The sequence below is a fragment of the Parvularcula oceani genome (genome assembly GCF_000733125.1).
Classification (GTDB): domain Bacteria; phylum Pseudomonadota; class Alphaproteobacteria; order Caulobacterales; family Parvularculaceae; genus Parvularcula; species Parvularcula oceani.
In genome coordinates, this window is record NZ_JPHU01000003.1 from 324,137 (window position 1) to 349,852 (window position 25,716).

Sequence of the window (25,716 nt, forward strand, 5' to 3'; positions counted from 1 at the left end):
TTGATCAGGGTGGGAACAATTCCTCCCGCGCATCCGGCCAATCACATTTTCGAGGCCCCCTCGGCAGCGGCATGGACCCATCCCGGCAGGACCCCGGCAAGGCGCAGCCTAGGCTCGTCCGGACGAGGCGGGGACAACTCCGCCGCCGCCTGAAGCCGGGCGGTGACGCCATCGCCGCCGCCCGCTAGGCTCGGGTCGCGGAAGAAGGGGGAGCGCCATGCGGGCAAGCATCATTCTCGGAAGCCTTCTCATCGGCCTCGGCGCCGCCCTGGCGGGCCTGTTCATCGGCCAGGGCTATGAGGCCGGGCGCGATCCGGTCCGCAAGGTCACCGTGCGCGGCCTGTCCGAGCGGGCGGTGCGCGCCGACCTCGCCGAATGGCCGTTGCAGATCACGGCGGCGGGCGACGACCTCTCCGCGACGCAAGACGAGGTCGAGGCCGATGTCGCCGCCGTCCTCGCCTTCGTCACGGAGGGCGGCATCGCGGCGGAGGACGTGATCCGCCAGCGCCTGCAGGTCGTCGACCAGGCCGCCCAGCCCTATCGCCAGGGGCCGATCACGGGCGGGCGCTATATCATCACCCAGACGCTGCTCATCCGATCCCGCGCGGTCGACCTCGTCGAGAGCCTCAGCCGCCGCACCTCGCAGCTCGTGGCGCGGGGCGTCGTGGTGCAGGATCAGGGCCCGCAATATGTCTTCACCGGCCTGACCGGGATCAAGCCGCCCATGATCGCCGAGGCGACGCGCGATGCCCGCGCAGGCGCAGAGCGCTTCGCCGCCGATTCAGGCGCCGAGGTCGGCCCGATCCTGACCGCGAGCCAGGGCTATTTCTCGATCGGCCCGCTGATCGAGGCGAACCCCTATGACAGCGGCGGCGGCCAGATCGACAAGAAGGTCCGCGTCGTCACTACCGTCGATTTTCAGCTCGTGGACTGACCGGCCGGGTCACGTCCATGTTCAGCCCCGTGATCCGCCAGCGCCGCTCCTCCGGCGTGCAGCCGGGCACATCGCCACAGCGCCTGAGCGTGGCGCTCCCCTCCGACACGAAGCGCTCGCCCCGGCGCACGCCGGTCAGGCGGATCGGCACGGTGGCGTGAAGCGTGCCGCCAGCGCTTTCGATCTCCGGCTCCCCGGTCACCTCCGCCGAGAAGCACTGATAGGGCGAGAGAGAGCGGCGGAACGCCTCGATGTCCTCGCCCCGCTTCTCGGTCCCCTGCGCCCAGAGCGCCTGCGCCTCGGGATAGCGGATCTGGGAGAGCAGGCGGTAATAGCGCAGCGTCACCTCTGCGGGGTCCTGCGCGGGCACCTTCGCCCCCTCCGGCAGAGGCAGCGGCGGGAGGGCCGTCACGCCGGGCGGCGGCGGAGGCGGAGGGGCCAGCTCGGGCAGAGGCGCGGATGCGCAGGCATCGGGCGAGGACGCCATCAGGATCGCGAGCAGTCGAAACATAGGCGTGGCCTCCCCCCGCCGATGATGCCGCGCGAGGGCGGGAGAGGCAAATGGAAGTATTCTTGGTGCTGACGCCTGCGGCGACGGCGCGGAGCGCCGGCTCGCTCCTGGACGTCGCTCGCTCCGCGGGGTGGGGTGCGCGGGGGGGGCGGGGCGCGTAGCGGCCGTAGGGTGGATCGTGATCCACCATGACGCCGGTGCCGCTGGGGTTGGCCTATATGCTCCACGCACGCGTCATCGCCCGTCCGAGCCGGTCTTGCAGAAGATGAGGGTCCCGCGCGCGGCTTCCGTGCCGACGGAGGGTCTATGAATACTGTGTCGGCTCGGTTCGGGCTTCCCACACCCTCGCCGCGCGCGGCGCGAGGCCCTTTCAGCTCTCCAGCGTCTCGCCGGGGCCCCTCCGGAGCTCGCCCGGCGCGTGCCATCCCTGCCATGAGGCAGGCACGCAGGCTCCGCGGCGCCGGGCAGAGCGGTGATGGATCCCGCACAGCCCTCTCCCGGCGCGAGGGGTGAGTATGCGCCATGTGGAGGCCGCGGGGATAAGCGTAGGGTGGATCGTGATCCACCACGACGCCGGTGCCGCTTACGCCCCGCCCGCCGCAACGCGCGCAGCGCCGCCCGTTCCGAGATGGGCCCCGGCGTTTCGCTGCGCTCCAGCCGGGGTGACGCCTGGCTTTACCCGCTGTCACCCCGGCCCCCGCGCCGGGGCCCATCTCGGAAAGAGGAAGCGGGTGCAATGGCGAGCCGTGAGGCGCGCCCTCCCCGCAAGCCCCGTAGGGCGGCTGCCCCGCCGCGAACCCCGCCCCCGGCGAACGCCGTCGCGGCAGCCGCGCGCGATGGCGGAGCCAGGCGCACGAAGCGGCCCCGGCGACACGCGGCTGCCGCGACGCCGCGAGAGCAGCCGCACACCGTGCAGGGCAGCCGCCCTACGCCGCCTCGCGGGGCCCAGGGTGCGGCCTTCGACCTTGCCCCCTGCGGTGCCGCGTCGGGCAGGGTTCGGACTTCCAGCAAAGGCCTCCGCGGCTCCGCCGGGGACGACACAGCGCCTCGCGCCATGGACCCCGCGGTCAAGCCGCGGGGCGGCGGGGTGGGGGCGGAGGTCGTCGTGGCGGATCGAGCCCGGACCGGGCGGCGGTCGGTGGGTCCTGATCTCGGGCTGCCGGGGACGCGCGGGATGGTATCGGACGAGCTCGGAGGGATAGGGATGGAACGGGCCGTCCCGTCAGTCGGGGCCTCGGCTGGCGCCGAGCGGGGCCTTTGGATGCGCAGAGGGTCTTCGCTGGCGCGATCTCTGACGGACGGCTTCACAAGGCCGCTTGCCGCGCGAGAGACCGGCCGACGCGCGCAGCGCCGCCCGTTCCGAGATGGGCCCCGGCGTTCCGCTGCGCTCCAGCCGGGGGGACGCCTGATCGTTGCCGCTGTCACCCCGGCCCCCGCGCCGGGGCCCATCTCGAGAAGACGCAGCGGGTGCGGCGGAAGGCGGTGCCGTAGGGCGGATTGCCGAAGGCCATCCGCCGCGGCGGCCGAAGGGCGCCCCTTCCCTCCGCACAAAGGGTGATCGCTGCCACGATCAGCGGCGGATAGCTGCGCAATCCGCTTCAGGCGCACAGCCCCTCTTCCGAAGCATCACAAATGAATAAATCGACTTGTTATAGAGAAAAACTCTTCCCAACCAATCATGATTGTCATAACGCCAGAAAACAAACTGATTAAGATGACTATAGAAGAGAATATTTTGAATATACCACTATCTAGTATAATAAAGTATATAGATAGCGGGAACAACCCGATTTCGGATAACAATAAAAGGGGAAGCACCAAAATACAACGCACCCCATGAATAGCAAGCCGAAATGGGTTCCACATATTCGTTTTGAGGTCTGCAATTAGCTCATTCTTACTGCCAATTGCCCTCAACAGACACTCATCAACAGCTCTTATATCTTGATCAATTGTCATTGAACCATAAGGTCTATGAAATTCTCTATTGATCGCCGGAATTAAGTTAGGCAAGATTTGAAAGTTCCGAAAACGCACACCCTGCAGCGGGATTCTGCGGTCAAGCACTCCCCAAAGTCCCACCTGTAGGGTGGCCTTCTCCGTATCCTGCACAAGCTTAGCATAGGCGTCTTGATCCCGCCCGCGTGAATTCACCCAAGCCACAAATCGATTTTTATAATCGACAATATACTTCCGAGATTTCTGTTCGTTTCTCAGCTCAACAAAGTATCTGACAAACCCGACTGCAGTGGCAAAAATCCATATCAAAATCACTATAACTACGTCGAGCATATTTAAATATAATCCCCTTCGAGACTTTAGAAAAATATATCATAATAACTACAAAGTAATACTATCTGATCATTTATAGCACTCCCAAATTCTCCATCAACAAATTGACATTTAACCAATCAGAGAAAATCCTGTTGCGATCGCTCCACTCGGAAAGCACAGTATTGAAGTGATAAGAAACGCCAATGCGCCATATCTGCATGTAGATTGCCATGATGTATATCTAATTGGCGAATTGAGGGCCCCTGCTATTTCTTCAGCTTCCTTTTCCATCAACTCATAAGACACAACAATTTCGTCATTATTCATATCGTGGGTTTGCTTGAAGCCTTCACACCGCATGACTCGCATAATGTATTCGCGCATTCGTATCGACCGCGAGGTCAATTCAGCTGACACATACGCCGCAAAAAGTGCTGAAAAATATATTCCCAAGAATGCGAAACAAGAACCGAGTAGAAAAAATAACGGCCCTATTACCACCTCACCCCAGTCTACTGAGTTGTCTTTTGTACATATATTAGCCACAAGAGCGAGTGCGCCAATATGACCTACTACCAGCCAAACTCCTAGCTTCTCCGTGGCACTAGATGCCTGATTGCGGACCGCCTTGCCTTGTTCAGCAACTTGATCCGCAATCCGGTGCAACGAGTCTCGTTCGACTTCATCCATCTACTGACAAGCCAAACACTCATCATAATCCGTACGCGCAGCGGCCTGCATCATGGCTTCCGCGCCTTCGGCGCCTTCCGCAGGGCCCGTCGCCATGCCGACCTTGCCGGCGCGCTGGACGGATTTCGAGCGGCAGTAATAGAGCGACTTCACGCCCTTCTCCCATGCCGTCCAGTGCAGCATGTGGAGGTCCCATTTGTCGACGTCGCCGGGGAGGAAGACGTTGATCGACTGGGACTGGCAGATGAAGGGGGCCCTGTCCGCGGCGAGTTCGATGACCCAGCGCTGGTCGAGTTCGAAGGCGGTCTTGTAGACGTCCTTTTCGTCCTGGGTCAGACAGTCCAGGTGCTGAACGCTGCCCTCGTTCTCGAGTATGCTGGCCCAGGTGTCGTCGTCATTGCAGCCCTTTTCTTCGAGCAGGGCTTCGAGGGCCTGGTTCTTGACCGTGAAGCTGCCCGACAGGGTCTTGTGCGTGTAGACGTTGGCCGGGATCGGCTCGACGCAGGGGCTCGTCCCGCCGCAGATGATCGAGATCGAGGCGGTGGGCGCGATCGCCATCTTGTGGCTGAAGCGCTGCTTGATGCCGCGCTCCTCGGCGTCGAGGCAGGCGCCGCGCTCTTCGGCCAGCTTCACGCTCGCCGCGTCCGCGCCCATGCGGATATGCTTGAAGAGGCGGATGTTCCAGCTCTTCGCCATGGCGCTTTCGAAGGGAATGCTCTTCTGCTGCAAGAAGGAGTGGAAGCCCATGAGACCGAGGCCCACCGAGCGCTCGCGCTTGGCCGAATAGACCGCACGCGCCATTTCGGGCGGGGCGCGGTGGATGAAGTCTTCGAGCACATTGTCGAGGAAGCGCATCACGTCCTCGACGAATTGGGGCTCGTCCTTCCACTCGTCGTATTTCTCGGCATTGACCGAGGAGAGGCAGCAGACGGCCGTGCGCTCTTCGCCCAGATGGTCGGCGCCCGTGTGCAGCATGATCTCGGCGCAGAGATTCGATGTGCTGACCTTGAGGCCGAGGTCGCGCTGATGCTTGGGCATGGCGCGGTTCACCGTGTCGGAGAAGACGAGATAGGGCTCGCCCGTCTGCAGCCGGATCTCGATGATCTTCTGCCACAGCTTGCGCGCGCCGACCGTGCGCAGCACCTCGCCCGTCTTGGGGCTTCTGAGGCCGAACTCAGCGTCGTCGCGCACCGCCTCCATGAACTCGTCGGTGATGTTGATGCCGTGATGCAGGTTCAGGGACTTGCGGTTGAAGTCGCCCGAGGGCTTCCGGATTTCGAGGAATTCCTCGATTTCCGGGTGGTGCACGTCGAGATAGCAGGCCGCCGAGCCGCGGCGCAGCGAGCCCTGGCTGATCGCGAGGGTGAGGCTGTCCATCACGCGGATGAAGGGAATGATGCCGGAGGTCTGGCCCGAGCCCTTCACCTTCTCGCCGATCGAGCGGACATTGCCCCAATAGGTGCCGATGCCGCCGCCGTTGGAGGCGAGCGCCACGTTCTCGTTCCAGGTGCCGACAATGCCGTCGAGGCTGTCGCCCACCGCATTGAGGAAGCAGGAAATGGGCAGGCCGCGCTTGGCCCCGCCATTGGAGAGGACGGGGGTGGCGGGCATGAACCAGAGCTTGGAGATATAGTCGTAGATGCGCTGGGCATGGTCGGCATCGTCGCCATAGGCGGTCGCGACGCGGGCGAACATGTCCTGATAGCTCTCGCCTTCGAGAAGGTAGCGGTCGTCCATCGTCTTCTTGCCGAAGGCGGTCAGGAGCGCGTCGCGGGAATGGTCGACCTCGACCTCGCGCACGACGCGCAAGGCGGGACGCGCGCCGGGAGCGGCCGGTTTCGGCGCCTGTTCAGGCGTGGAGGAAGCCTTTTTGGTGCTGGTATCGGTCACGCTCATCGCTCGCATCCCTCTCTATTCGGCCCATCCGCCCGGTAAGCATTTGAACACCACATGTTGGGTCCCGTTACCAAGGGTGCCCTCCATCTAGTTATCCACACTATCGAGCGATTCGCTCCAACGAGTGTCCGCCGCCGTTCCTTAACGAGGCTTTAACCCTAGGAAGCATGCGGCTAAGGGCGGTGTGTGTGACAGAAGGGCGCGAACGGATTTTGCCCCACAGGAGGTTTGCACAGTGATGTTGAGACAGGTTCTGGCGGGAGCGAGCGCGCTCGCCCTGCTCGCCGCATGCGGCGGAGACGATGTCGAGATCGAGGACGAGCTGGTCGAGGCCGACGCCTCCGTCGTCGAGGATGCCGCCATTATTCCCGCCGAGGGGAATGCGGAGGTGGACGCCTTCCTCGCCGAGAACGCCGCCATGGACGGCGTGACGGTGACCGAGAGCGGCCTGCAGGTCGAGACGCTCGAAGAGGGCGAGGGCGAGAGCCCCGAGGCGACCGACGTCATCCGCATCGAATACGAAGCGCGCTTCGCCGATGGCCGCCTGTTCGACAGCTCGGAAGCCAATGGCGCGCCGGTCGTCCTGCCCTCCTACGAGGTCCTGCAGCTGCCCGGCCTGATCGAGGCGGTGCCGATGATGCAGGAGGGCGAGCGCGCCCGCTTCGTCCTGCCGCCCGACCTCGCCTTCGGCGAAGCGGGCATGCCCGGCGGCATGGTCGGCCCGAACGAGGCGCTGATCTTCGACATGACGCTGGTCGAAGTGGTCGACCCCGAGGACGAGGCCCGGCTCGAGGAGCTGCGCGCCGAGGAGGAGGCCCGCTTCGAGGAGCGCAGAGCCGCCGCCATGGCCGAGTTCGAGGCGATGGGGCAGGAGAACGCGCAAGCCTCCGAAGCCTTCCTCGCCGAAACGGCCGCCCGCGAAGGCGTCGAGACGACCGAGAGCGGGCTGCAATACCAGGTGGTCGAGGATGCGGGCGACGGCGAGAGCCCGGCGGCGACGGACGTCGTGCGCGTGCATTACCGCGGCACGCTGCCGAGCGGCGAGGAGTTCGACAGCTCCTACAGCCGCGGCCAGCCCGCGACCTTCCCGCTGAACCAGGTCATCCCCGGCTGGACCGAAGGCGTGCAGCTGATGGATGTCGGCGACACCTATCGCTTCTTCGTCCCCGCGGGCCTCGCCTATGGCGAGACGGGCACGCCTGGCGGCCCGATCGGACCGAACCAGGCGCTGATCTTCGACGTCGAGCTTCTGGGGATCGAGGACGCCCCCGAGATCGAGACGCCGGAGCTGACCCAGGAGGCAGAGCCGGTCGACTGAGGATGGCGGGAGGGCGCCCCGCGCCCTCCCCTAGCCCCGCTCGCGCAGCTCGACCTCGAAGAGGGTCGGCCAGCGCTTGCCGGTCAGGAAGAGGCGGCCGCTTCCCGGCTCATAGGCGATGCCGTTGGCGACGTCGTCGCGGGGGTCTTCGCGCATGGCCGCCGGATAGAGGGCGGACACGTCGATCAGGCCGCCCACCTCCCCGCTCTCGGGATCGATGCGCACGATCGCCTCCTGCTGCCAGACATTGGCGAAGATCTCGCCTTCGACCCATTCGAGCTCGTTGAGCAGCGGCACGGGCTCGCCTCGCAGGGTGACGAGAAGCTCGCCCGTCTCTTCATAGGTCTCGGGATCGAGGAAGCGCAGGCGCGGCGTGCCGTCGCTGAGGATGAGGCGATCCGCCTGCGGATCATAGGCGAGCCCCCAGCCCTCTCCCTCTATCGGGAATTCCCCCTCGCGCTCCAGCGTTTCGAGATCGTGGACGAAGCCGCGGCCCGCGCGCCAGCTCAGGCTGACGATGCGGTCCCCCACCGCCGTCGCGCCCTCGCCGAAGATCTCGTCCGGGAGCGCCGCCTCGCGCGCCGCCCGGCCGGTCCGGAGGTCGATCCTGCGGATGCGGGAAGCGCCGCGCTTGCCGGTGCTTTCGAACAAGGCGCCATCGGCGAAGAAGAGGCCCTGAGTGAAGGCCGTGCGCTCATGCGGAAAGCGGCGGACGGGCACCGCGTCATAGACGCGGAGAGGCGCCTGCGCCGCCGCCCGGGGAGGAAGCGCCTGCCCGCCCCTTGCGTCTTCTGCCTCTCCCGCTCTTGCCTCCGGCGCCGCGGGTTCGGCGCCCGAAGGCGCCTCCTGACAGGCCGTCAGGAGGAGGAGAGCGGGAAGAAGGTAGCCGGCCATGGCCGAGCTTCGCATACCGGCCGCGCCGGGACTACTCTTCCATGGCGAGATAAGCGGGCTCTCCGACATAGACCGGCTCGGCCCGGAGCGCTTGCGGCGTCGTCTCGGCGTAATAGCCGCCGGCCCCCTGCGCGACGTTGAGATCGCCGAAGGGCAGAGCGAACTGCTCTCCGTTCAGGTCGATCGCGACCATGCGGAGGCGGCCTTCCGCGTCCATCAGGAGGTCGGCGACCATCGCGCTGTCCGCTCCGTCGGAGAGCGCGATTTCCTCATCGAGAAGCTCGGTGGCGCGGATCGCCTCGGGCGGCAGCGCATCTTCCTCGAATTCGGCGAAGTCCTCCGCCTCTTCATAGGTCAGACCGGTGCGCACGCGCGGCTCGGTATCGGGCGAGGAGGCGAAGGCGACCCTGTCCGCCCCGAGCGTATAGGACGAGCCCGTCAGGCCGAGAGGGCCGCTGTCTTCGAGAACCAGGAAGCTGAGGGCGCCATCGGGCGTCAGGACGAGATCGCGGATCTCGGCGACGGCCTCGCCGTCAGGTCCATAGGCCTCGGCACCGATCAGCCCGTCGGCGCTGAGGCCGGCATAGGACAGATAGGTCCGGCCGTCATAGACCACGACGGGCTCGACCGCGTCCTCTCGCGCGGTCTCGAGCGCGAGGCGCGCGCTTTCGGGTACCTCATAGCCCATGGCCTCGTATTCGTCGGCGAGCATGAGGTCCTTGCCGCCAAGCTCTTCATTGCCGGGTTCGATCGGCAGGCGCGTCGCCTCCTGACCGAGAGCGGGATAGTCTTCCGCGCGCGGGTCGTCCGGGTCGATCTCCTGGCCGTCATAGGGCTGGCCGAGGCGGGTCTGGGTTTCCAGATCGCCATCCTCCGCCAGCTCGGATTCGGCGAGGACCGCGCTGCGATCCTCGATCCGCTCGGGATCGGTGTCGGAACCGACACCGCCGCCGGTGACCTCTCCGCCGCAGGCGGCGAGAGCGAGAACGGCGGCGGCGGAAAGAAGCGTCGTTTTCATCGGTCAGTCCTCGAATGGCTGTTTCGAGGAAGACAACACGCGCTTCACGCAAAGCGTTCGGCCCCGCATCCCGGCAGCCGGGATGCGGGGAGAAGACCTCAGGCCTTGTTCAGGTTCTCTTCGGCGAACTCGTAATTGGCGAGATTGTCGAGGAAATTGCTGACATAGCCCGGGCGGCTGTTGCGGAAGTCGAGGTAATAGGCGTGCTCCCACACGTCGAGGCCGAGGATCGGCGTGCCTTCGCCGGTCGCGATCGGGTTCGAGCCGTCCTTGGTCTTGGTCGTCTTCAGCTTGCCGTCGTCAGCGACGATCAGCCACGCCCAGCCCGAGCCGAACTGCGACGCCGCATCGGCGGCGAAGCTCTCGCGGAAGGCATCAACGCTGCCGAAATCCTGCTCGATCTTCGATTTCAGGCCGTCCGGCATCTGCCCGCCCTTGGGGCTGAGGGCCTGCCAGAAATGGATGTGGTTCCAGTGCTGGCCCGCATTGTTGAAGACGCCGCTGCGGCCGGCATCGTCCGCGGACCATTTGATGATCTCCTCGAGCGACTTGCCCTTCAGCTCGTCGTTCTGATCGACGAAGCCGTTCAGCTTGTCGACATAGGCCTTGTGGTGCTTGCCGTGGTGCAGCTCCAGGGTCTCCTGGCACATGCCTCGGTCGGCGAGGGCCCCTTCGCTATAGGGCAGGCTGGGTAGGGTGAAGCTCATCGCGCTCATCTCCTTGATCGGGCGCCAGGCCGGACGGCATTCGGCCGGCCGGCGCGGGTGAACCGGCACGGCGTCCGAATCGGCACGCTGCGCCGGCGTCGTGTTCGACTAGTCAGCGCGTAGAGAACAGTGCGAGTTGCAGATCGTTCGGGGGCGCCTTGGCGGCGCCCGGCCGCGAAGCCCGCTCAGGCCGTGCGCAGCGAGGGGAAGGCCGAGATGTAATAGGACCGGTAGAGATGCGACGCATTGCCGAAGACCGAGCGGTCCAGCAGCGCGTTGGGATCTTCCGTGCCGAGCGCGATTCGCCGCGCCATGCGCACCACGAGGAACGCCCAGTCGAAGAGCGACCAGACCATCGCGGCGAAGAGCACGACCAGAACGCTTTCCCAGCCGCCGACGAACCAGAAGCCGAAGGCCACGAGCGAGGCCGGCAGCGCGAGGGAGTGCAACACCGCCATGTTGCTGGACATCGCGAACCGCAGATCGGTCATCACGAAGTTCAGGAATGTCTGTTGCATAACTGCCCCTTTCCTGCCCGCCTCACGGGAGTGTGAACTGATATCGCTATCAAGGCCTTGGTTACAAGCGCGCTCGGTACCCACGCTCTGCACAAATGGTTAACAATCCCTGAGCCGTGGCGTTCTGCACACAGTCCGGTGCGATGCAGTGAGGGCTGACAGGGATATAAAGATCAGTTTATATGACTGTGCCGCCGACCGGACCGCCCCTATGACCGACGACCGCTCTTCCCGCAATGCCGCCCTGCAGGAGGCGCTGCGCCAGCGCATCCTGATCCTCGACGGCGCCGCCGGCACGATGATCCAGCGCGAGAAGCTGTCCGAAGCCGATTACCGTGGCGAACGCTTCGCCGACTGGCCTCAGGACGTGGGAGGCAATAACGACCTTCTCAACCTCACCCGGCCCGATATCGTCACCAAGATCCACGACGCCTATCTGTCCGCCGGGGCGGACATCATCGAGACCAACACCTTCAGCTCGACGACCATCGCGCAGGCCGATTACGGCATGGAGACGCTGGCTCCGGAGATGAACTTCGAAGGCGCGAGACTGGCGCGGAAGGCGGCGGATGCGGCCTCGACCGACAGCAAGCCCCGCTTCGTCGCCGGCGCGATCGGCCCGACCAACCGCACCGCATCGATCAGCCCGGACGTCAACGATCCGGGCGCCCGCAATACGACCTTCGAGGCGCTGAGCGCCGCCTATAAGGAGGCGGCGGCCGCGCTGATCGAAGGGGGCGCGGACACGCTGCTGATCGAGACGATCTTCGACACGCTGAACGCCAAGGCGGCTTTGTTCGGCATAGAGGAGCTGTTCGAAGAACGCGGCGAACGGGTGCCGATCCAGCTCTCGGTGACGATCACCGACCAGTCCGGTCGGACCCTTTCGGGTCAGACGGCGGCCGCCTTCTGGTATTCGGTCCGGCATGCGAAACCGCTATCGGTGGGCGTGAACTGCGCGCTCGGCCCGGACCTGATGCGGCCCTATGTCGAGGAGCTGAGCCGGATCTGCGAAACCTACGTCTCGGCCTATCCCAATGCGGGCCTGCCCAATGCCTTCGGCGAATATGACGAGACGCCGGAGACGATGACGAAGCATCTGGCCGAATGGGCGCAGAGCGGTCTCGTCAACATTCTCGGCGGCTGCTGCGGGACGACGCCGGACCATATCCGCGCCTATGCAGAGGCGATGGCAGGCATGGCGCCGCGGCGGATCCCGGACATCGCGCCCGCCATGCGGCTTTCGGGGCTCGAGCCCTTCGTTCTGGCGGGCTGAGGCTCAGCCCTCCGCCGCCAGCTTCCGCTCCCATTCCATGGCGGTCTTCGCCATGACTTCGAGGTCGTCGTGCTTCGGCGTCCAGTCGAGGGTCTCGTGGATGCGGGTCACGTCGGCGACGAGCGCCGGAGCGTCCCCCGCCCTGCGCGGAGCGATCTCGACATTGAGGCGCTCATTGGTGCAACGCTCCACGGCGGCGATGACCTCCTTGACCGAGGCGCCGCGGCCATAGCCGCAATTGAGCGTCACCTGCCCGGGGTTCTCCAGCACATGCTCGAGCGCCAGGACATGCGCCTCCGCGAGGTCGGAAACGTGGATGTAGTCGCGCACGCAGGTGCCGTCGGGCGTGTCGTAATCGTCGCCGAAGAGCTGCATCTTCTCGCGCTCGCCGATGGCGGTCTGAGAGGCGATCTTGAGAAGATGGGTGGCGTCGGGGGTCGACTGGCCCGTGCGCATTGCCGGGTCCGCGCCCGCGACGTTGAAATAGCGCAGCACGGCGGCCGAAAGGCCATGCGCCGCGCCGACATCGCGGATCATCGCCTCGGTCATCAGCTTGGACTGGCCATAGGGGCTGAGCGGGACCTTGGCCGCATCCTCGGAAAGCGCGCCGCCATCGGCGCGCGGGGCATAGACGGCGGCGGTCGAGGAGAAGAGCATGGCCTGCGTGCCCGCCTCGACGAGGCGGTTGAGGACGCCGAGCGAGGCGCAGGTGTTCTCGCGGTAGTATTTGATCGGGTTCTCGACGCTTTCGGGCACCACGATCCGCCCCGCGAAATGCATCACCGCGCGCGGGGCGAAGTCGGAGAGGACGCGGCCGAGCAGCGCCTCGTCGCCGACATCGCCGCGCACGAATTCGGCCGAGGGCGGGATCGAGGCCTCGCGTCCGGCGGAGAGGTCGTCGAGCACGACGAGGCGATAGCCCCTGTCCGCGCAGGCCCAGGCCGCATGGCTGCCGATATAGCCGGCGCCGCCGGTGATCAGGATCGTGTCGGTCACTTCCGCCTCTTTCGAAGACATGCTGGGGTCCCGCCTAGCAAGGGCGGGGCCGGACCGCCCCCTCAATCCTCTCCAGGGGCTTCGGTTTCCGCAGCGAGCGTCCTGAAGGCCTCCAGCATCTTGTCCTTGGGCACCGCGCCGGCGAAGCCCGTTTGCTCGTTGACGATGAAGGTCGGCACGCCCGAAACGCCGCCCTGCCGGAAGGCCGCGGCCTCTTCTGCGACATCCGTCCGGTCCTCCTCGCTTGCGAGGCGCGCTGCGATTGCCCCCTCATCCATGCCGCCGCGCGCCGCCGCCTTGGCCAGCACGTCGCGCTGGCCGATATCCTCGCCCCGCTGCCAATAGGCCTCGAAGACCGCCTCGGTCACCTCGCGCTGGCGGCCCTCTTCGTGGGACCAGCGGATGACGCGGTGCGCGTCGGTCGTGTCCGGCAGGCGCTCGGGCGTGTCGGGATCGAAGCTGACGCCGGCATCCTGCATGGCCTCTTCAAGCGCCTCCCTCATGGCGGCGCGTTGAGCGTCGTCGGGGAACTTCGCGGCCAGGGCCGCCCGCCTGTCGGTGCCGCCCGGCGGGGTCTCGGGCGAGAGGCGATAGGGCCTGTAGCGCGCCGTCACCTCGGCCTGGAAGGACAGCGCCATCAGCGACCAGCCAAGGCTCTTGAAGCCGATATAGCACCAGGGACAGACGGGGTCGGAGACCATGTCGATCGTCAGCTGCGGTTTTGCGGTGTCCATCGAACCATCCTTCCCGAATCGGTCCCGACTATAGAGACGCTTGCGACCTGGCCCAGCCTGGCACATGCTTCGCGACAAGAGGGGCGAGAGAGGAGAGGGTCATGGCGGAGAGGTCGGATCTCGGCGTGGCGACGGATGTGACAGCGGCAGGCGAGAGCCAGAGCCCGAGCCTGTCGCGCAACGAGAAGCTGGTGCTCGAAACGCTGGACGGGTCGAAAGGACCGCTCAAGGCCTATGATCTGCTCGGCCAGCTCAAGGCGCAGGGCGTGAACGCGCCGATGACGGTCTATCGCGCGCTCGACCGCCTGGAGAGCCGGGGGCTCGTGCACAAGCTCGACGGCCTTGGCGCCTTCGTGGTGTGCAATCACGACGGGCCGCACATGCTGCAGGCCTTCTTCGTCTGCCTCGATTGCGGCAGCGTCGAGGAGGTGGTCGAGGGACGCTATCAGGCCGCCCTGCCCGGCGAAGAGGTGCAGGCCCTGGCGGCCGGAAGCGGGTTCGCGGTCGCCTCGGCCCGGCTCGAAATCCGGGGCCGGTGCCGGAACTGCGGCTAGAAGCGCGCCTGGCCCTCGGCCGGAGCGAAATCATACCATCCCGCCGCCGCCTCTGCCGCCGCGCCTTCGCGCCAGGCCGCCACGGCAGGGTGCTCCCACACCGCTCGCGCATAGTCGGCGCAGGCCTCGGGCATCGGGACCGGGCCATAGGTGCGGATGCGGGTGACGACCGGCGCATACATCGCATCGGCCGCGCAAAATTCGCCATAGAGGAAGGGGCCGTTCGAGCGGGACAAAGCCTCGGACCACAAGGTGAAGATGCGCGACAGGTCGCGCCGGACGCCGAGCGGGGTGGCGAGCCCCGCCCCTTCCCGCGTCAGGTCCATCGGCCAGACGCCGCGCAAGGTGGCGAAGCCCGAATGCATCTCCGCGCTGGCGCAGCGGGCATGGGCGCGCAGGGCCTGATCCTCCGGCCACACCCCGTCATGCCGCTCGGCCAGATGCTCCATGATGGCGAGGCTGTCCCACACCGCCGCCCCGTCCGCGTATTTCAGGCAGGGCACGAGGCCCGACGGGCTCGCCTCCTTGATCTCCGCCCGCGTCTCCGGCTCGTCGAGGCGGATCAGATGCTCCTCGAAGGGCGCGCCCAGCGCCCGCATCAGCACCCAGGGCCGCATGGACCAGGAGCTGAGCGCCTTGTTGCCGATGACGAGGGTGGGCATATCCATGAAGAGCCTCCTGCGGGCGCCTGTTGCGCCGCCGCGCGTTCGCAGCTTCCCTAGCGCAAAGCCGCAGGAGACAGCCATGAGCGAGAACATCAAGGTCGGACGCGAGGGCGCGGTGATGACGCTGGGCTTCTCGCGCCCCGAAAAGAAGAACGCGCTGACCGCCGAGATGTATGACGCGCTCGTGCAGGGCTTCGACGACTATATGCGGGACGACGAGGCGCTGGTCCTCGTCATGCACGGTACGGACGATACCTATACGGCCGGGAACGATCTCGGGAATTTCCTCGCCGCGCAGGCGGCGGAGGGCGAGCCCGCATCGCTGAAGCTGATGAAGCGGATCGAGGCCTGCGACAAGCCGGTGATCGCCGCCGTCGAGGGGTGGTGCGTCGGGATCGGCGCGACCCTCCTTCTGCATACGGACCTCGTCTATATGGGACGCTCGGCGAAACTGAAAATGCCCTTTACCGAGCTGGGCATCGTGCCCGAGGCCGGCGCCTCCTACCTCCTCACCCGCCGCTTCGGCCGGCAGGTGGCGGGCGAGATGCTGCTTCTGTCGGATGTGGTGAGCGCCGAGCGGGCGCACGGGATCGGGCTCTGCAATGCCGTGACCGAGGATGGGCAGGCCCTCCCCCGCGCAATGGATGCGGCCCGGCGCCTGGCGCAGATGTCGCCCACCTCGGTGCGCATGACCAAGCGCCTGATGCGCGAGGCAGGCGAACTCGTTCCGCATATGGAAGAAGAGATGCGGCAGGTGGGCGAGCGCGTGCGCTCTGACGAGATGAAGGAGCGCGTGGCGCGGATGATGGCGGGCGGGAGCCGCTCTGCCGAATGAAGGGTGGGTGGATGCCGAAGCCAGCACTCCAGCGGCGCTGACGGCGCCTCGTCATAGCCTGCACCATGGGCCCTGCGGTCAAGCCGCGGGGAGACGGAAGGGCGGAACCCTCCGCACTAGCCACACCCGCCGCCCCGCGGCTTGACCGCGGGGTCCAGGGAACGGAGCTTCGGCCGATGGCCCGGTTCGACTTCATCGCCGTCTATATGCTGACGAACCAGAAGCGCGGCACGCTCTATGTCGGCTCGACCTCGGACCTGCCGCAGCGTCTCGCCCAGCATCGCTCGGGGAAAGGCTCGGTCTTTACGGGGAAATACGGCCTCACGCGGCTGATCTGGTTCGAGCGGCATGACCGGATGACGGTGGCGCGTCAGCGCGAACGGCGTCTCAAGGAATGGCAGCGGCTTTGGAAGATCGAGCTGATCGAGGCGGGCAATCCGGACTGGGAGGATCTGGGCGGGGATCTCTTGTGAGGGCGCCTGCCTCATCCTCCGCCCTCAGGCCGCAGGCAGGAATAGCCTCCACTGTCGCCCACCCCGCCGCCCCGCGGCTCGACCGCGGGGTCCATGGACCGGCGCCTGCCACCGGGTCCTTCGGGCGAGAGGGAGATGGAAGTCCGAGCCAGCACTCCAGCGGCACTGACGGCGCCCCGGCGCAGCCTGCACCATGGGCCCCGCGGTCAAGCCGCGGGGCGGCGAGTGCTTAGTTCAGCGAATAGGTGATCCGGACATTCGCCGTGACGGTCTGCTCGCCGGCTTCGACGGGGGTCGGGGCGCTTTCGCGGCGACGGGCGGTTACGACGATCATGTCCATCATCGGCTGCGGCCCGCCGCTGCTGCCGTTTTCGGTGATGGTGATCACCTGCCCGAGGCTGACGCCCGCTTCTTCCGCCAGAAGCTCCGCCGTGGCGCGGGCATCGGCGACCGCGTCTTTCTGCGCCTCTTCCATCAGGCCGTCCTGGTCGTCGAAGCCGAAGGAGAAGCTGTCGAGGCCGTTCGCCCCGGCGCGCACGGCGCGGTCGATGACGCTGCCCGCCTGCTCGATATCGCGCAGGCGCACCATGAGGGCGTTCGACGCCTCATAGCCCGCGATCTTGGAGCGGTCATAGCGCATGCGCTCGTCCTGCTCGTAATAGGGGTTGAGGGTCAGAGAGCTCGTCTGCATGTCGCGTGCCTCGATGCCGAGTTCGCGCAAAGCGTCGCGGACATCGGTCATCTTCTGCGCGTTCTGCTCCATCGCGGCGGCGGCGGTATCGGCCCGGCTCATCGCGGAGAAGCGCAGAGTGGCGATGTCCGGCGTGCCCGCCGCCTCGCCCGTGCCCGAGACGGTGATCGTCCTTTGCTGCGCCGCGGTCTGCGCCGGGTCGTCCTGAAGCGCGCTGGCCGAGCAGGCGGCGAGCGCGAGCGGCGCGAGGGCGGCGATGGCGATGGCTTTCATGGAAGGCTCCTTGGGCGTTTCCTCCAGCGAGGATGCCGCCCCTCTCCCCGCCCCGCAAGCGGATGTGAGGGGGGCGCCCGCGGAACGCGAACCCGCCTCTTCGCGTTCGCCTCTCCCAGGACAATGGAGAGACCCATGAAAGCCATCGTGTTCCACGGCGTCGGCGATATCCGCCTCGACACCGTTCCCGACCCCAAGCTGAAGGACGACCGCGACGTCATCGTCCGCCTGACCTCGAGCGCCATCTGCGGCACCGACCTTCACATGATCCGCGGCACGCTGCCCGGCATGAAGGAGGGCACGGTGCTGGGCCATGAGGGCGTGGGCGTGGTCGAGGAGGTCGGCAAGGGCGTGCGCAACTGGCGCAAGGGCGACCGGGTGGTCATCCCCTCGACGATTTCCTGCGGCGGCTGCTCTTATTGCCGCGCGGGCTATACCGCCCAATGCGACGATGCGAACCCGAACGGGCAGCTTGCGGGCACGGCCTTTTACGGCGGCCCGGCCAGCACGGGACCGTTCGACGGTTTGCAGGCGGAATATGCGCGCATTCCCTTCGCCAATTCCTCGCTCGTCAAGCTGCCGGACGGGGTGGAGGACGATGCGGCGATCCTGCTGTCGGACATCTATCCCACCGGCTATTTCGGCGCGCATATCGCCGAGATCGACGAGGGCGACACGGTCGCCGTCTTCGGCTGCGGCCCCGTGGGCCTCTTCGCCATCGTCTCGGCCTTCCAGCGCGGCGCGGGCCGCGTCCTCGCCGTGGACGGGCATCAGGACCGGCTGGAGATGGCGCGGGCGCAGGGCGCCGAGATCATCAACATGAATGAGGAAGACCCCGTCGAGGCGATCCGCGAGCTGACCCGCGGCGCGGGCGCGGACCGGGTGATCGACGCGGTGGGCGTCGATGCCGAGGCGCCCAAATCGGGCCCCGCGGCGGAAGACAATCAGCCGACGCCCGACATGGTCGAGAAGATCACCGAAGAGACGAACCGCAAGGGTGACCTCTGGAAGCCCGGCGACAGCCCGATGCAGGCCCTCGAATGGGCGGTGCAGGCGGTCGCGAAAGCCGGCACGATCTCGGTCATCGGTGTCTATCCGCCGACGGACAGGTTCTTCCCCATCGGCGAGGCGATGAACAAGAACGTGACGGTCAATATGGGGAACGCGAACCATCGCTGCTACATCCCCCACCTCGTCGACATGGTGGAAAGCGGCGCCTTCGATCCGCGCGGCGTCATCACCCAGGACGAGCCCCTGACCGACGCGATCTCGGCCTATAAGACCTTCGACCAGCGCAAATCGGGCTGGACCAAGGTGGTGCTGGAACCCTCCGCGTAAAGCCTATCGGCCGCGCCCTGCTTCGGGCGCGGCTCATTTCACGAAAAGCGCTGGTTCATCGCCTCGCCGGCGGCCTCTGCGCAGCGGCCGACGGGTTTTGCCGGCACGCCCGCAACCGTGCAGAAGGGCTTGACCGGGTCGAGCACGACCGAGCCGGAGGCGACCTTGGCCCCGTCCCCGATCGGAATATTGCCCAAGATCTTGGCGCCCGCGCCGACCAGCACGCCCGCGCCGAGCTTGGGGTGGCGGTCTTCCTTCTCCTTGCCCGTGCCGCCGAGGGTGACATTGTGCAGGAGGGAGCAGTTGTCGCCGATCACGGCCGTCTCGCCGACGACGATGCCCGTGGCATGGTCGAAGAAGAGGCCCCGCCCGAGCCTTGCTGCGGGGTGGATGTCGACCTGGAAGATCTCGGACATGCGCGATTGCAGATAGAGCGCCAGCGCCTCTCGCCCCTGATGCCAGAGCCAGGAGGCGACCCTGTAGGACTGGATCGCCTGATAGCCTTTGAAGTGCAGGAAGGGCTGGAGCGCGTGGCGGCAGGCGGGGTCGCGATCGGCATAGGCCTCGATATCGGACAGCGCCGCCGTGACGATCCCGGGCTCGTCGGCGTAGGCGTCGCAGGCGACCTCGCGCCAGAGCATGGCGTTCATGTCGCCGTCCGACAGCTTCTGCGCCAGGCGATAGGACAGCGCGCTGGCGAAATCCTTGTGCTTGAGGACGGTCGCGTTGAGGAAGCTCGCCAGGATCGGCTCGGCCTGCGCATCGGCGGCGGCCTGCTCCCGCAGCGAGGGCCAGGTGCCTTCGACGGCGTAAAGATGCCGGACCTCATGCTCTTTGAGGCTCATGGATGCGCTCCTTCGGACGTCAGCCTGAGCCCAAGATGTGTGCGGCGGGCCCCTGCGGCAACTCTCCCCTCCGCGCGCGGGCGAGCGCGGTCAAGACCAGGAGCTGGGTGAAGGCGTCGGGAATCCTGCCGCCGAGGACCTCGTCCAGCAGCGTGGCGAACGGCACGCGGCGATGGTCGAGCACCTCGTCCGGGTCGGGCTCTGCCTCGCCTTCTTCGAGGTCCCAGGCGAGGAACAGCACCGCCTGCTCGTCGGTGACCGAGTTAGAGAGGTCCGCGCGGCCGATTTCGAGAAGGTGCCGGGCCGTCAGCCCCGTCTCCTCGGCGAGTTCCCTGCGGGCGGCCGCCTCCGGCGCCTCGGGCTTGGGCGCGCCGCCTTCGGGCAGCTCCCACGAATAGACGTCCAGCGGAAAGCGGTGCTGTCCGACCAGCGGCACGGTGCCGTCGCCAAAGAGCGGCAGCACGCCGACGGCGAGATTGGCGAAACGGACCACGCCGTAGACGCCCGGCTCGCCATGCGGCTGGATCACGTCGTTGTGCTCGACCCGCACCCACGGGTTCTCATAGGCAGTGCGCATGCCGCGGATCTGCCAGGGGCCGTTGCGCCTCATGGCGCGAGCCTGACGGGAACCGGCATCTGGCATAGGTCCACATGGTCCGGGCGGTGATAGAAGAAGCCCGAGGGCCGGGCCGCGCGGGCTTCGATCAGCTGGGCGAAGGTCTCGCTCGACGTGTCCATGATCTCGACCGGCACGCGGGCCTCTTCGGGCAGGTCGGCGGCCAGTGTCATCCCGCGGATCGGCGTCCAGCGGCCCTCGTCCGCGATCGTGCCGGCATTGCCCAACTCCCCGCGCGGCATGGCCTGAACGTGCTCCATGCCGAGGATCACGCGGCCGAGGACGGTCAGGTTTTGGTCGAGATAGCGCTGCGGCTGGAGCGCGATATAGATCTCGGTCGAGGCCGTGTCCCGCCCCTCCTCCCGCCCGAAGGCGAAGGCGCCGGTGCAGTGGGCGAGCCAGGCCGTCCCGGCCTGCGGGTCGCGCGCGGCGGGCAGGCTTTCGATGAAGCCGGCTTGCGACGAATAGGGATCGGCTTGGCCGAGCGGGGTGAAAGTCACCCCTTCGGGCAGCGGCATCTCAAACTCGGCCGGCAGGGCGGGTTTTGCAGAGCCGATATCCTTCGTGCCCGCTTCGTCTCCGCCCTGCGCGACGAAGCCCTCCACCACGCGGTAGAAGGAGAGGCCTTCGTAATAGCCCTCGCGGGCGAGCGTCCGGATCTGCGCCGCATGGGCGGGCGCAAGCTCCGGCACCATCGCGATGACGACCCGCCCCGCATCGAGGTCGAGATAGAGCGTGTCTTCGGGGTCGGGACGCACCCAGGCCTCTTCGGGCGCCGCCTCCAGGATTTCGGCGACGGTGGCGCGGCCCGGCAGCGGGTCTGCGAGTGCCACGAGCGCGAGCAGGCTCTCGACCAGCATGGCTGTTCCTTACGCCGGGAAGAGGACTTCGGGATTCTTCATCGTCTTGATCTCGAGGACGTTGTCGTTCGGATCGGCGATGAAGAAGGTCTCCTGCTCATATTTGTCGCCTTTGAACCGGCGATAGGGCTCGTCGATATAGTCGAGCCCCGCCTCGGCGATGCGCGCCTTGACGCCGTCGAAGTCTTCCTGGGTCAGGTGGATGCCGAAATGCGGGACCAGCACCGCGCCCATGTCGACGTCATGGCGGACCGAGGGCAGCTTCTCCTCGCTTTGGTGCAGGGTCAGCTCATTGCCCCAGAAATTCACGTCCTGCCAGCGCCCCTCCTCGCCATTGCCTAAGGTGCAGCCGAGCACCTCGGTATAGAAGCGCAGCGTTTTCTTCAGGTCGCCTGCGGGAATGGCGAGATGGACGATGGCGGACATGGGAGCCTCTTGGGTCGCTTGAGATCAGGAGCTAGGCGGGACGCCGGCAAGGCGCAATGCGGTCAGCCCCGACCCCGATAGGGCGAGACGCCCGGATCGGGGACATAGAGCCCTTCAGGCGGGCTGCCCGTCTGCCAGAAGACGTCGATCGGAATGCCGCCGCGCGGATACCAGTAGCCGCAGATGCGCAGCCAGCGCGGGCTGGCTGCCTCGACGATCCTCTTGCCGATATCGACGGTGCAATCCTCGTGGAAGGCGCCGTGATTGCGGTAGCTGCCGAGCAGCAGCTTGAAGGATTTCGACTCCACCAGATGCCTGTCCGGCGCATAGTCGATGACGAGATGCGCGAAATCCGGCTGCCCCGTCACCGGGCAGAGAGAGGTGAATTCGGGCGCCACGAAGCGCGCGAGATAGAGCGTGTCCGGATGCGGGTTCGGCACGGGGTCGAGCCGCGCCTCCCCGGGCGAAGCGGGCAGCGCCGTAGCCTGTCCCAGGCGGGTGCCCGAAGGCGAAGAACTGTCGGTCATGCCGCGCCTCTTACCGGCCCAAAAACCGGGTGGACAGCCCCTCCCGCTTTCCGTAAAGGACCCACCGGCGCCCAGATAGCTCAGTTGGTAGAGCAGCGGATTGAAGCTCCGCGTGTCGGTGGTTCGAATCCATCTCTGGGCACCATTTCCTCCTCCAGCACGATGCAGCGAAGGCTGATAAGCCAGCATCTATGCGGCTTTGCGCTTGAAGATCGTCCGATAACGTTCACCTTTGTGCCCTGAGAACCGACTGCTTCCCGGGTATCTGACCGGGTAGCGCGGCCAGCGGGGCGGAGGTGATACCCGGTGCAGCTGTCGGCTGCGAAGATCGGAAACGCCAAACCGGCGGACAGACAGTACCGCTTGTCCGAAGGACATGGCCTGCACCTGCAGGTTTGATCGAACGGCTCCAAGCTCGGCCAGATGCGCTTGGGCTTTGCGAACTCTCCAAGACATATTAGCTCGGCCTCCAGACCGGATCGATCGAGCACATTATGCTGACGCCACGCCAGTTCGGAGATATCTGACGGTATGACCGATGCCTCCGCCGCCAATGTTCCAAGCGTGGAAGAACTGGAAGCCGTCTTTGTCGGCAACCCGGACATGATCCGGATCAAGGCGCATCTGAGCCGCTTCAATCCGCTCAGCGTGATGAACATCAAGCGGATGGAGATTCGCCACTCCGCGGTCTTGGCCTGGCTGCTCGACCCGGCTGAGACCCATTCTCTCGGCGACCAGTTCCTGAAGGACTTCCTCTGCGAGGTGTTCCGCGGCCAGTCTGCGCGCGGAAAACCGGACGCGCTTGATATCGCGCGCAGTGACCTTACTGATGCCGAAGTGCGCCGTGAGTGGAGGAACATCGACGTCTTCGTGCGCAGCCCTGGCCATGGCTGGGCCTTCGTCATCGAGAACAAGTTCGGCAGCACGCAGCATAGCGGCCAGCTGGAGCGCTATCTTGATGACGCCGTGCGATTTCACGAGGGCCGCCTCGGCGGCGTGGCGACACGGGGTATATTCCTTACGCTGAATGAAGAAGAGCCGGAGGATGAGCGCTATCTGACCGCGAGCTATGAACTTGTCTACAGCTTGGTCAGCCGGGTGCTCGATAGCAGCGACGCACGGCTCGGACCCGAAGTCGGGATGTTTCTCAAACACTATGCCGACATTCTCGCGGAGGCGACTGGGGTGAGCACGCAGCAACAAGACATGGAGGAGCTGGCGCGCCAGCTCTATCGCGAAAACAAGCGCGTGCTGGACTTCGTGATCGAGCACGGCACGGCATCGGACCTCGCTCTGGCCGCGGACAGCTTCTGGAGCGAACGGCCGGATCGGTTCGACGCATTCGAGATGCAGGAGCGCCCCTATCGCTTCGTTTCACTTAGCAGCCGCTATTTCGCGTTTCTGCCTGACGCGTGGCTGGGCGCGCTGGAGGAAGATACCCAGCCTTGGGCAGGCTGTGAGAACTGGTGGGCCGGCCTGCCGGTTATCTGCTTTCTCGAACTCTCGACTGCCAATGACGGGGTCGGGGGACGTCTCTCACTCGTGGCTGAAGTCGGCCCGATCGCGGACCACCCCGTCCGCACAGACATGATCGAGCGGATCGCGGCGCTCTCGACGAGTGACTCGAAGCTACGAATCGCCTTCAGCAAGGGGGCGACGGTCGAAGGCCGTCAGTATTCGCGCTTCTTCAAGCGAAACAAGGAAAGCGTCGAAGACGTGCAGGATGCCGATGCTCTGACGAACGCCGCGCTGACGCTGCTGAAGCGTTTTCGTCCGGAAATGGACGCCGTTGCACAAGTTCTGGCGGGGTTCGCCGAGGCGCGGGATGAGGCTCTGTAATCGGTCCCCTTCTGCGGCCACCTGCAATGCGTCCGGCAGGACATCTTGCGAGCCAAGCCTGCAGCAGCGATGTTGAGAGCGGGCCGAGGCCTGCCGTTTCGCCATTCGCTTTGGGCGAAAGCGGCCGATCGTTACCGACCGGCCGCCCGGGCGCCTCAGAAGTCTTCCCAGTTGTCCTCGTCGGCCTTGAGGGCCGTGTTGCCGCGCGTGGCGCTGGCGAATTTCGCGATCCGCTCCTGCTGCGCGGCGACCGGCGTGGCGGCCGGCTTCTCCCTCGCGGCGGGCTGAGCCGCCCTTCGCGTCCGGAAATGCGAGACCCGCCGCACGAGTTCCTGGGCATCGTCGGAAAGGGCGTGAGTGGCCGCCGTCGCCTCCTCGACCATGGCCGCGTTGCGCTGCGTGATCGAGTCCATCTCGGTGACCGCGGTGTTGATCTCCGACAGGCCGTGAGCCTGCTCCCGCGCGGAATCGGAGATCGTGGAGACGAGCTTCTCGACCTCCTTCATGCTGTCCAGGATGCGGCTGAGGGACTCGCCCGCACGGCCGACGAGGTCGACGCCGGTCGCGACCTGCTCCGAGCTGCCCGAGATCAGCGTCTTGATCTCCTTCGCCGCCTCCGAGGAGCGCTGCGCGAGAGCCCGGACCTCGGAGGCGACGACGGCGAAGCCGCGTCCCGCATCGCCGGCCCGGGCCGCCTCGACGCCCGCATTGAGCGCGAGGAGGTTCGTCTGGAAGGCGATCTCGTCGATGACGCCGAGGATCTGCGAAACCTCGGCCGAGGACTTCTCGATCTTCGCCATCGCGCCGACCGCCTCGCTGACGACCGTGTTGCTCTCGCCTGCCAGCGTGCAGGCCTCCGCGACCGCCTTGTTGGCGCTTTCCGCGCCGGTGGCTGTCTCGTCCACCGATTTGGTCGCCTCGTTCAGCGCCGCGGCGGACTCCTCCAGCGTCGCGGCTTGGGTCTCGGTGCGGCGGGCCAGCTCGTCTGAGGAGTTCTTGATCTCGAGAACCCGCGATTCCATGCCGTGCGTGTTCTGCACGATGGCCTGGATCGCCTCCTCGATGTCCTGGACGGCCTCGTTGAAGTCGACGCGCAGATGCTCGTAATCGCCGGTGAACTGCGTTCTGATCCGGTGGGTGAGATCGCCGGCGGCGAGCTGCTTGAGCCCTCTTGCGAGCTCCTCGACGACCACGGCCTGCGCCTCTGCCTGCGCGGCCTGCTCGGCCGCGGCGGCGGCCTGGCGCTCCTGCTCGGCGATGGCGGCGGCGGCTTCCTTCTCGCGTGCTTCGACGGCCCGCGCCGCCTCGCGCTCGCGCTCGGCCTGGCGCAGGCGCTCCTGCTCGGCCTCCGCTTCGGCTCTTTGCCGCTGCTCGGCGAGCTGGCGCTCGGACAGCTCCTCGATCTTGACGATCTGCTCTTGCACCTCGGCGACCTTGGCATCGGCCAGGTTCAGCGCGCGGGCGAGCTGCTCGCAGAGCCAGACGAGGGCCCCGCATTCGGCCACCAGCACGACTGCGTGGATCAGGACCCTCATGGTGTCGGCGCCTTCGGGGAAGACCAGCTGCGGCAGGATGAAGTTCAGGCCGAGATGGTGCACCGCCGTCGCGGCCGCGCCCGCCATGACGGCGCGGCCGTCGCACATCAGCGCGGTCAGCGCGAGCGCCGCGAAGAACGTCATGTGCATGTCGAGCTGCCAGGGATGGCCCTCGAAGACATAAAGGGCGATCGCGGGCCCCAATACCAGAGAGACGGCCACGGCTGCCCGGGTCAGGGTGGAGGGCCGGGCCGTCCGCACGAGGCCGAAAGTCCCGCCCAGAAGAGCGCCCGCCACGATCAGGACCGTCAGCGTTTTCTCCGGCGCCACGGCCAAGGCGGCGAGCGGAAGGACGACGAGATAGCTCGCGAGGCAGCCAAGAGCGACCTTCTGCGCTCCGGCACGAAAGTCGCCGATCGAGCCCTCAGTGGAAACCGAAGCAGTCATCGTGGTTTTCTCCAGCGTACAACCCA

General features: G+C 66.3%; 26 protein-coding genes and 1 tRNA gene. 9 read left to right on the forward strand and 18 right to left on the reverse strand.

The genetic code is table 11. The features are described from left to right. Positions 1 to 217 precede the first annotated feature (217 nt). Positions 218 to 934 carry an SIMPL domain-containing protein gene (locus IE88_RS0105800; RefSeq protein WP_031551496.1) on the forward strand — a complete coding sequence of 239 codons (717 nt, stop codon included), beginning with the start codon at positions 218 to 220 and terminating at the stop codon, positions 932 to 934. Here IE88_RS0105800 and IE88_RS0105805 read toward each other — a convergent pair. The 4 genes from IE88_RS0105805 to IE88_RS0105815 all read right to left on the reverse strand — a co-directional run bounded on the left by IE88_RS0105805 (position 906) and on the right by IE88_RS0105815 (position 6,314). Beyond that, a complete protein-coding gene (locus tag IE88_RS0105805) occupies positions 906 to 1,445 on the reverse strand; it encodes a hypothetical protein (protein ID WP_031551499.1) in 540 nt (179 codons plus the stop codon). The genes IE88_RS0105800 and IE88_RS0105805 overlap by 29 nt on opposite strands. A gap of 1,626 nt (positions 1,446 to 3,071) precedes the next feature. Beyond that, positions 3,072 to 3,737 carry a hypothetical protein gene (locus tag IE88_RS18075; RefSeq protein ID WP_156032409.1) on the reverse strand — a complete coding sequence of 222 codons (666 nt, stop codon included), beginning with the start codon at positions 3,735 to 3,737 and terminating at the stop codon, positions 3,072 to 3,074. A 111-nt stretch (positions 3,738 to 3,848) separates the two neighbouring features. Next, complete coding sequence (locus IE88_RS18080; RefSeq protein WP_156032411.1) at positions 3,849 to 4,409, reverse strand: hypothetical protein; 561 nt, start codon at positions 4,407 to 4,409, stop codon at positions 3,849 to 3,851. Continuing rightward, on the reverse strand, positions 4,410 to 6,314 hold the full coding sequence (locus tag IE88_RS0105815; protein WP_031551502.1) for a ribonucleoside-diphosphate reductase subunit alpha: 1,905 nt from the start codon (positions 6,312 to 6,314) through the stop codon (positions 4,410 to 4,412). Positions 6,315 to 6,543: 229 nt separating this feature from the next. Here IE88_RS0105815 and IE88_RS17165 point away from each other — a divergent pair, with 229 nt between their 5' ends. Then, entirely contained in the window at positions 6,544 to 7,623 is a 1,080-nt protein-coding gene (locus tag IE88_RS17165; protein WP_051881552.1) for a BamJ family beta-barrel-assembly machinery protein, read from the forward strand. A gap of 30 nt (positions 7,624 to 7,653) precedes the next feature. Here the strand turns inward: IE88_RS17165 and IE88_RS0105830 are convergent, their stop codons facing one another. The 4 genes from IE88_RS0105830 to IE88_RS0105845 form a co-directional block, all read right to left on the reverse strand. Further along, positions 7,654 to 8,517, reverse strand: a complete 864-nt coding sequence (locus tag IE88_RS0105830) for a glutaminyl-peptide cyclotransferase (protein ID WP_081871472.1) — start codon at positions 8,515 to 8,517, stop codon at positions 7,654 to 7,656. Positions 8,518 to 8,548: 31 nt separating this feature from the next. Continuing rightward, positions 8,549 to 9,535 (reverse strand): PRC-barrel domain-containing protein, encoded by a 987-nt coding sequence (locus tag IE88_RS0105835; protein WP_031551508.1) that lies wholly within the window; start codon positions 9,533 to 9,535, stop codon positions 8,549 to 8,551. 98 nt (positions 9,536 to 9,633) lie between these two features. Continuing rightward, positions 9,634 to 10,242 (reverse strand): superoxide dismutase, encoded by a 609-nt coding sequence (locus IE88_RS0105840; RefSeq protein WP_031551511.1) that lies wholly within the window; start codon positions 10,240 to 10,242, stop codon positions 9,634 to 9,636. A gap of 185 nt (positions 10,243 to 10,427) precedes the next feature. Next, positions 10,428 to 10,760, reverse strand: a complete 333-nt coding sequence (locus IE88_RS0105845; protein WP_031551514.1) for a hypothetical protein — start codon at positions 10,758 to 10,760, stop codon at positions 10,428 to 10,430. A 211-nt stretch (positions 10,761 to 10,971) separates the two neighbouring features. Here IE88_RS0105845 and IE88_RS0105850 point away from each other — a divergent pair, with 211 nt between their 5' ends. Further along, positions 10,972 to 12,036 carry a homocysteine S-methyltransferase family protein gene (locus IE88_RS0105850; RefSeq protein ID WP_031551516.1) on the forward strand — a complete coding sequence of 355 codons (1,065 nt, stop codon included), beginning with the start codon at positions 10,972 to 10,974 and terminating at the stop codon, positions 12,034 to 12,036. A 3-nt stretch (positions 12,037 to 12,039) separates the two neighbouring features. On the opposite strand, the gene galE is transcribed toward IE88_RS0105850, so the two are convergent. Then, entirely contained in the window at positions 12,040 to 13,053 is a 1,014-nt protein-coding gene (gene galE, locus IE88_RS0105855) for a UDP-glucose 4-epimerase GalE (protein ID WP_031551520.1), read from the reverse strand. Positions 13,054 to 13,094: 41 nt separating this feature from the next. Continuing rightward, positions 13,095 to 13,766: a DsbA family oxidoreductase gene (locus IE88_RS0105860; RefSeq protein WP_031551524.1), complete on the reverse strand. Its 672-nt coding sequence runs from the start codon at positions 13,764 to 13,766 to the stop codon at positions 13,095 to 13,097. Between the two features lie 101 nt (positions 13,767 to 13,867). On the opposite strand from IE88_RS0105860, the gene IE88_RS0105865 reads away from it, so the two are divergent. Beyond that, positions 13,868 to 14,320, forward strand: coding sequence for a Fur family transcriptional regulator (locus IE88_RS0105865; protein WP_051881553.1), 453 nt, complete (start codon positions 13,868 to 13,870; stop codon positions 14,318 to 14,320). Here IE88_RS0105865 and IE88_RS0105870 read toward each other — a convergent pair. Beyond that, the gene (locus tag IE88_RS0105870; protein ID WP_420330128.1) at positions 14,317 to 14,982 is read right to left on the reverse strand and encodes a glutathione S-transferase family protein; all 666 of its coding nucleotides are present in this window, start codon (positions 14,980 to 14,982) and stop codon (positions 14,317 to 14,319) included. The two genes, IE88_RS0105865 and IE88_RS0105870, sit on opposite strands and share 4 nt — an antisense overlap. A gap of 82 nt (positions 14,983 to 15,064) precedes the next feature. On the opposite strand from IE88_RS0105870, the gene IE88_RS0105875 reads away from it, so the two are divergent. Continuing rightward, positions 15,065 to 15,820: an enoyl-CoA hydratase/isomerase family protein gene (locus IE88_RS0105875; RefSeq protein WP_051881555.1), complete on the forward strand. Its 756-nt coding sequence runs from the start codon at positions 15,065 to 15,067 to the stop codon at positions 15,818 to 15,820. Positions 15,821 to 15,996: 176 nt separating this feature from the next. After that, entirely contained in the window at positions 15,997 to 16,293 is a 297-nt protein-coding gene (locus IE88_RS0105880) for a GIY-YIG nuclease family protein (RefSeq protein ID WP_031551536.1), read from the forward strand. A gap of 229 nt (positions 16,294 to 16,522) precedes the next feature. Here the strand turns inward: IE88_RS0105880 and IE88_RS0105885 are convergent, their stop codons facing one another. Next, positions 16,523 to 17,257, reverse strand: coding sequence for an SIMPL domain-containing protein (locus IE88_RS0105885; protein WP_051881556.1), 735 nt, complete (start codon positions 17,255 to 17,257; stop codon positions 16,523 to 16,525). A gap of 135 nt (positions 17,258 to 17,392) precedes the next feature. On the opposite strand from IE88_RS0105885, the gene IE88_RS0105890 reads away from it, so the two are divergent. Then, the gene (locus IE88_RS0105890) at positions 17,393 to 18,595 is read left to right on the forward strand and encodes a zinc-dependent alcohol dehydrogenase (protein WP_031551542.1); all 1,203 of its coding nucleotides are present in this window, start codon (positions 17,393 to 17,395) and stop codon (positions 18,593 to 18,595) included. A gap of 38 nt (positions 18,596 to 18,633) precedes the next feature. On the opposite strand, the gene cysE is transcribed toward IE88_RS0105890, so the two are convergent. The 5 genes from cysE to queF all read right to left on the reverse strand — a co-directional run bounded on the left by cysE (position 18,634) and on the right by queF (position 21,869). Beyond that, on the reverse strand, positions 18,634 to 19,440 hold the full coding sequence (gene cysE / locus IE88_RS0105895) for a serine O-acetyltransferase (protein ID WP_036766646.1): 807 nt from the start codon (positions 19,438 to 19,440) through the stop codon (positions 18,634 to 18,636). Between the two features lie 19 nt (positions 19,441 to 19,459). After that, positions 19,460 to 20,050: an NUDIX domain-containing protein gene (locus tag IE88_RS0105900; RefSeq protein WP_031551548.1), complete on the reverse strand. Its 591-nt coding sequence runs from the start codon at positions 20,048 to 20,050 to the stop codon at positions 19,460 to 19,462. Next, positions 20,047 to 20,916 (reverse strand): peptidylprolyl isomerase, encoded by an 870-nt coding sequence (locus IE88_RS0105905; protein ID WP_031551551.1) that lies wholly within the window; start codon positions 20,914 to 20,916, stop codon positions 20,047 to 20,049. The genes IE88_RS0105900 and IE88_RS0105905 overlap by 4 nt, the downstream gene beginning before the upstream one ends. Before the next feature lie 9 nt (positions 20,917 to 20,925). Further along, positions 20,926 to 21,342, reverse strand: coding sequence for a VOC family protein (locus IE88_RS0105910; RefSeq protein WP_031551553.1), 417 nt, complete (start codon positions 21,340 to 21,342; stop codon positions 20,926 to 20,928). Between the two features lie 62 nt (positions 21,343 to 21,404). Next, positions 21,405 to 21,869, reverse strand: a complete 465-nt coding sequence (queF, locus tag IE88_RS0105915; protein WP_031551556.1) for a preQ(1) synthase — start codon at positions 21,867 to 21,869, stop codon at positions 21,405 to 21,407. Positions 21,870 to 21,938: 69 nt separating this feature from the next. Between queF and IE88_RS0105920 the strand changes: the two genes are divergently transcribed. Together IE88_RS0105920 and IE88_RS0105925 are read left to right on the forward strand one after the other, a co-directional pair. Then, positions 21,939 to 22,014 (forward strand) — tRNA-Phe (locus tag IE88_RS0105920). A 386-nt stretch (positions 22,015 to 22,400) separates the two neighbouring features. Then, on the forward strand, positions 22,401 to 23,708 hold the full coding sequence (locus IE88_RS0105925) for a PDDEXK-like family protein (RefSeq protein WP_031551558.1): 1,308 nt from the start codon (positions 22,401 to 22,403) through the stop codon (positions 23,706 to 23,708). 155 nt (positions 23,709 to 23,863) lie between these two features. Here IE88_RS0105925 and IE88_RS16365 read toward each other — a convergent pair whose 3' ends face one another. After that, entirely contained in the window at positions 23,864 to 25,690 is a 1,827-nt protein-coding gene (locus tag IE88_RS16365; RefSeq protein WP_051881557.1) for a methyl-accepting chemotaxis protein, read from the reverse strand. Between the last annotated feature and the right edge of the window lie 26 nt (positions 25,691 to 25,716).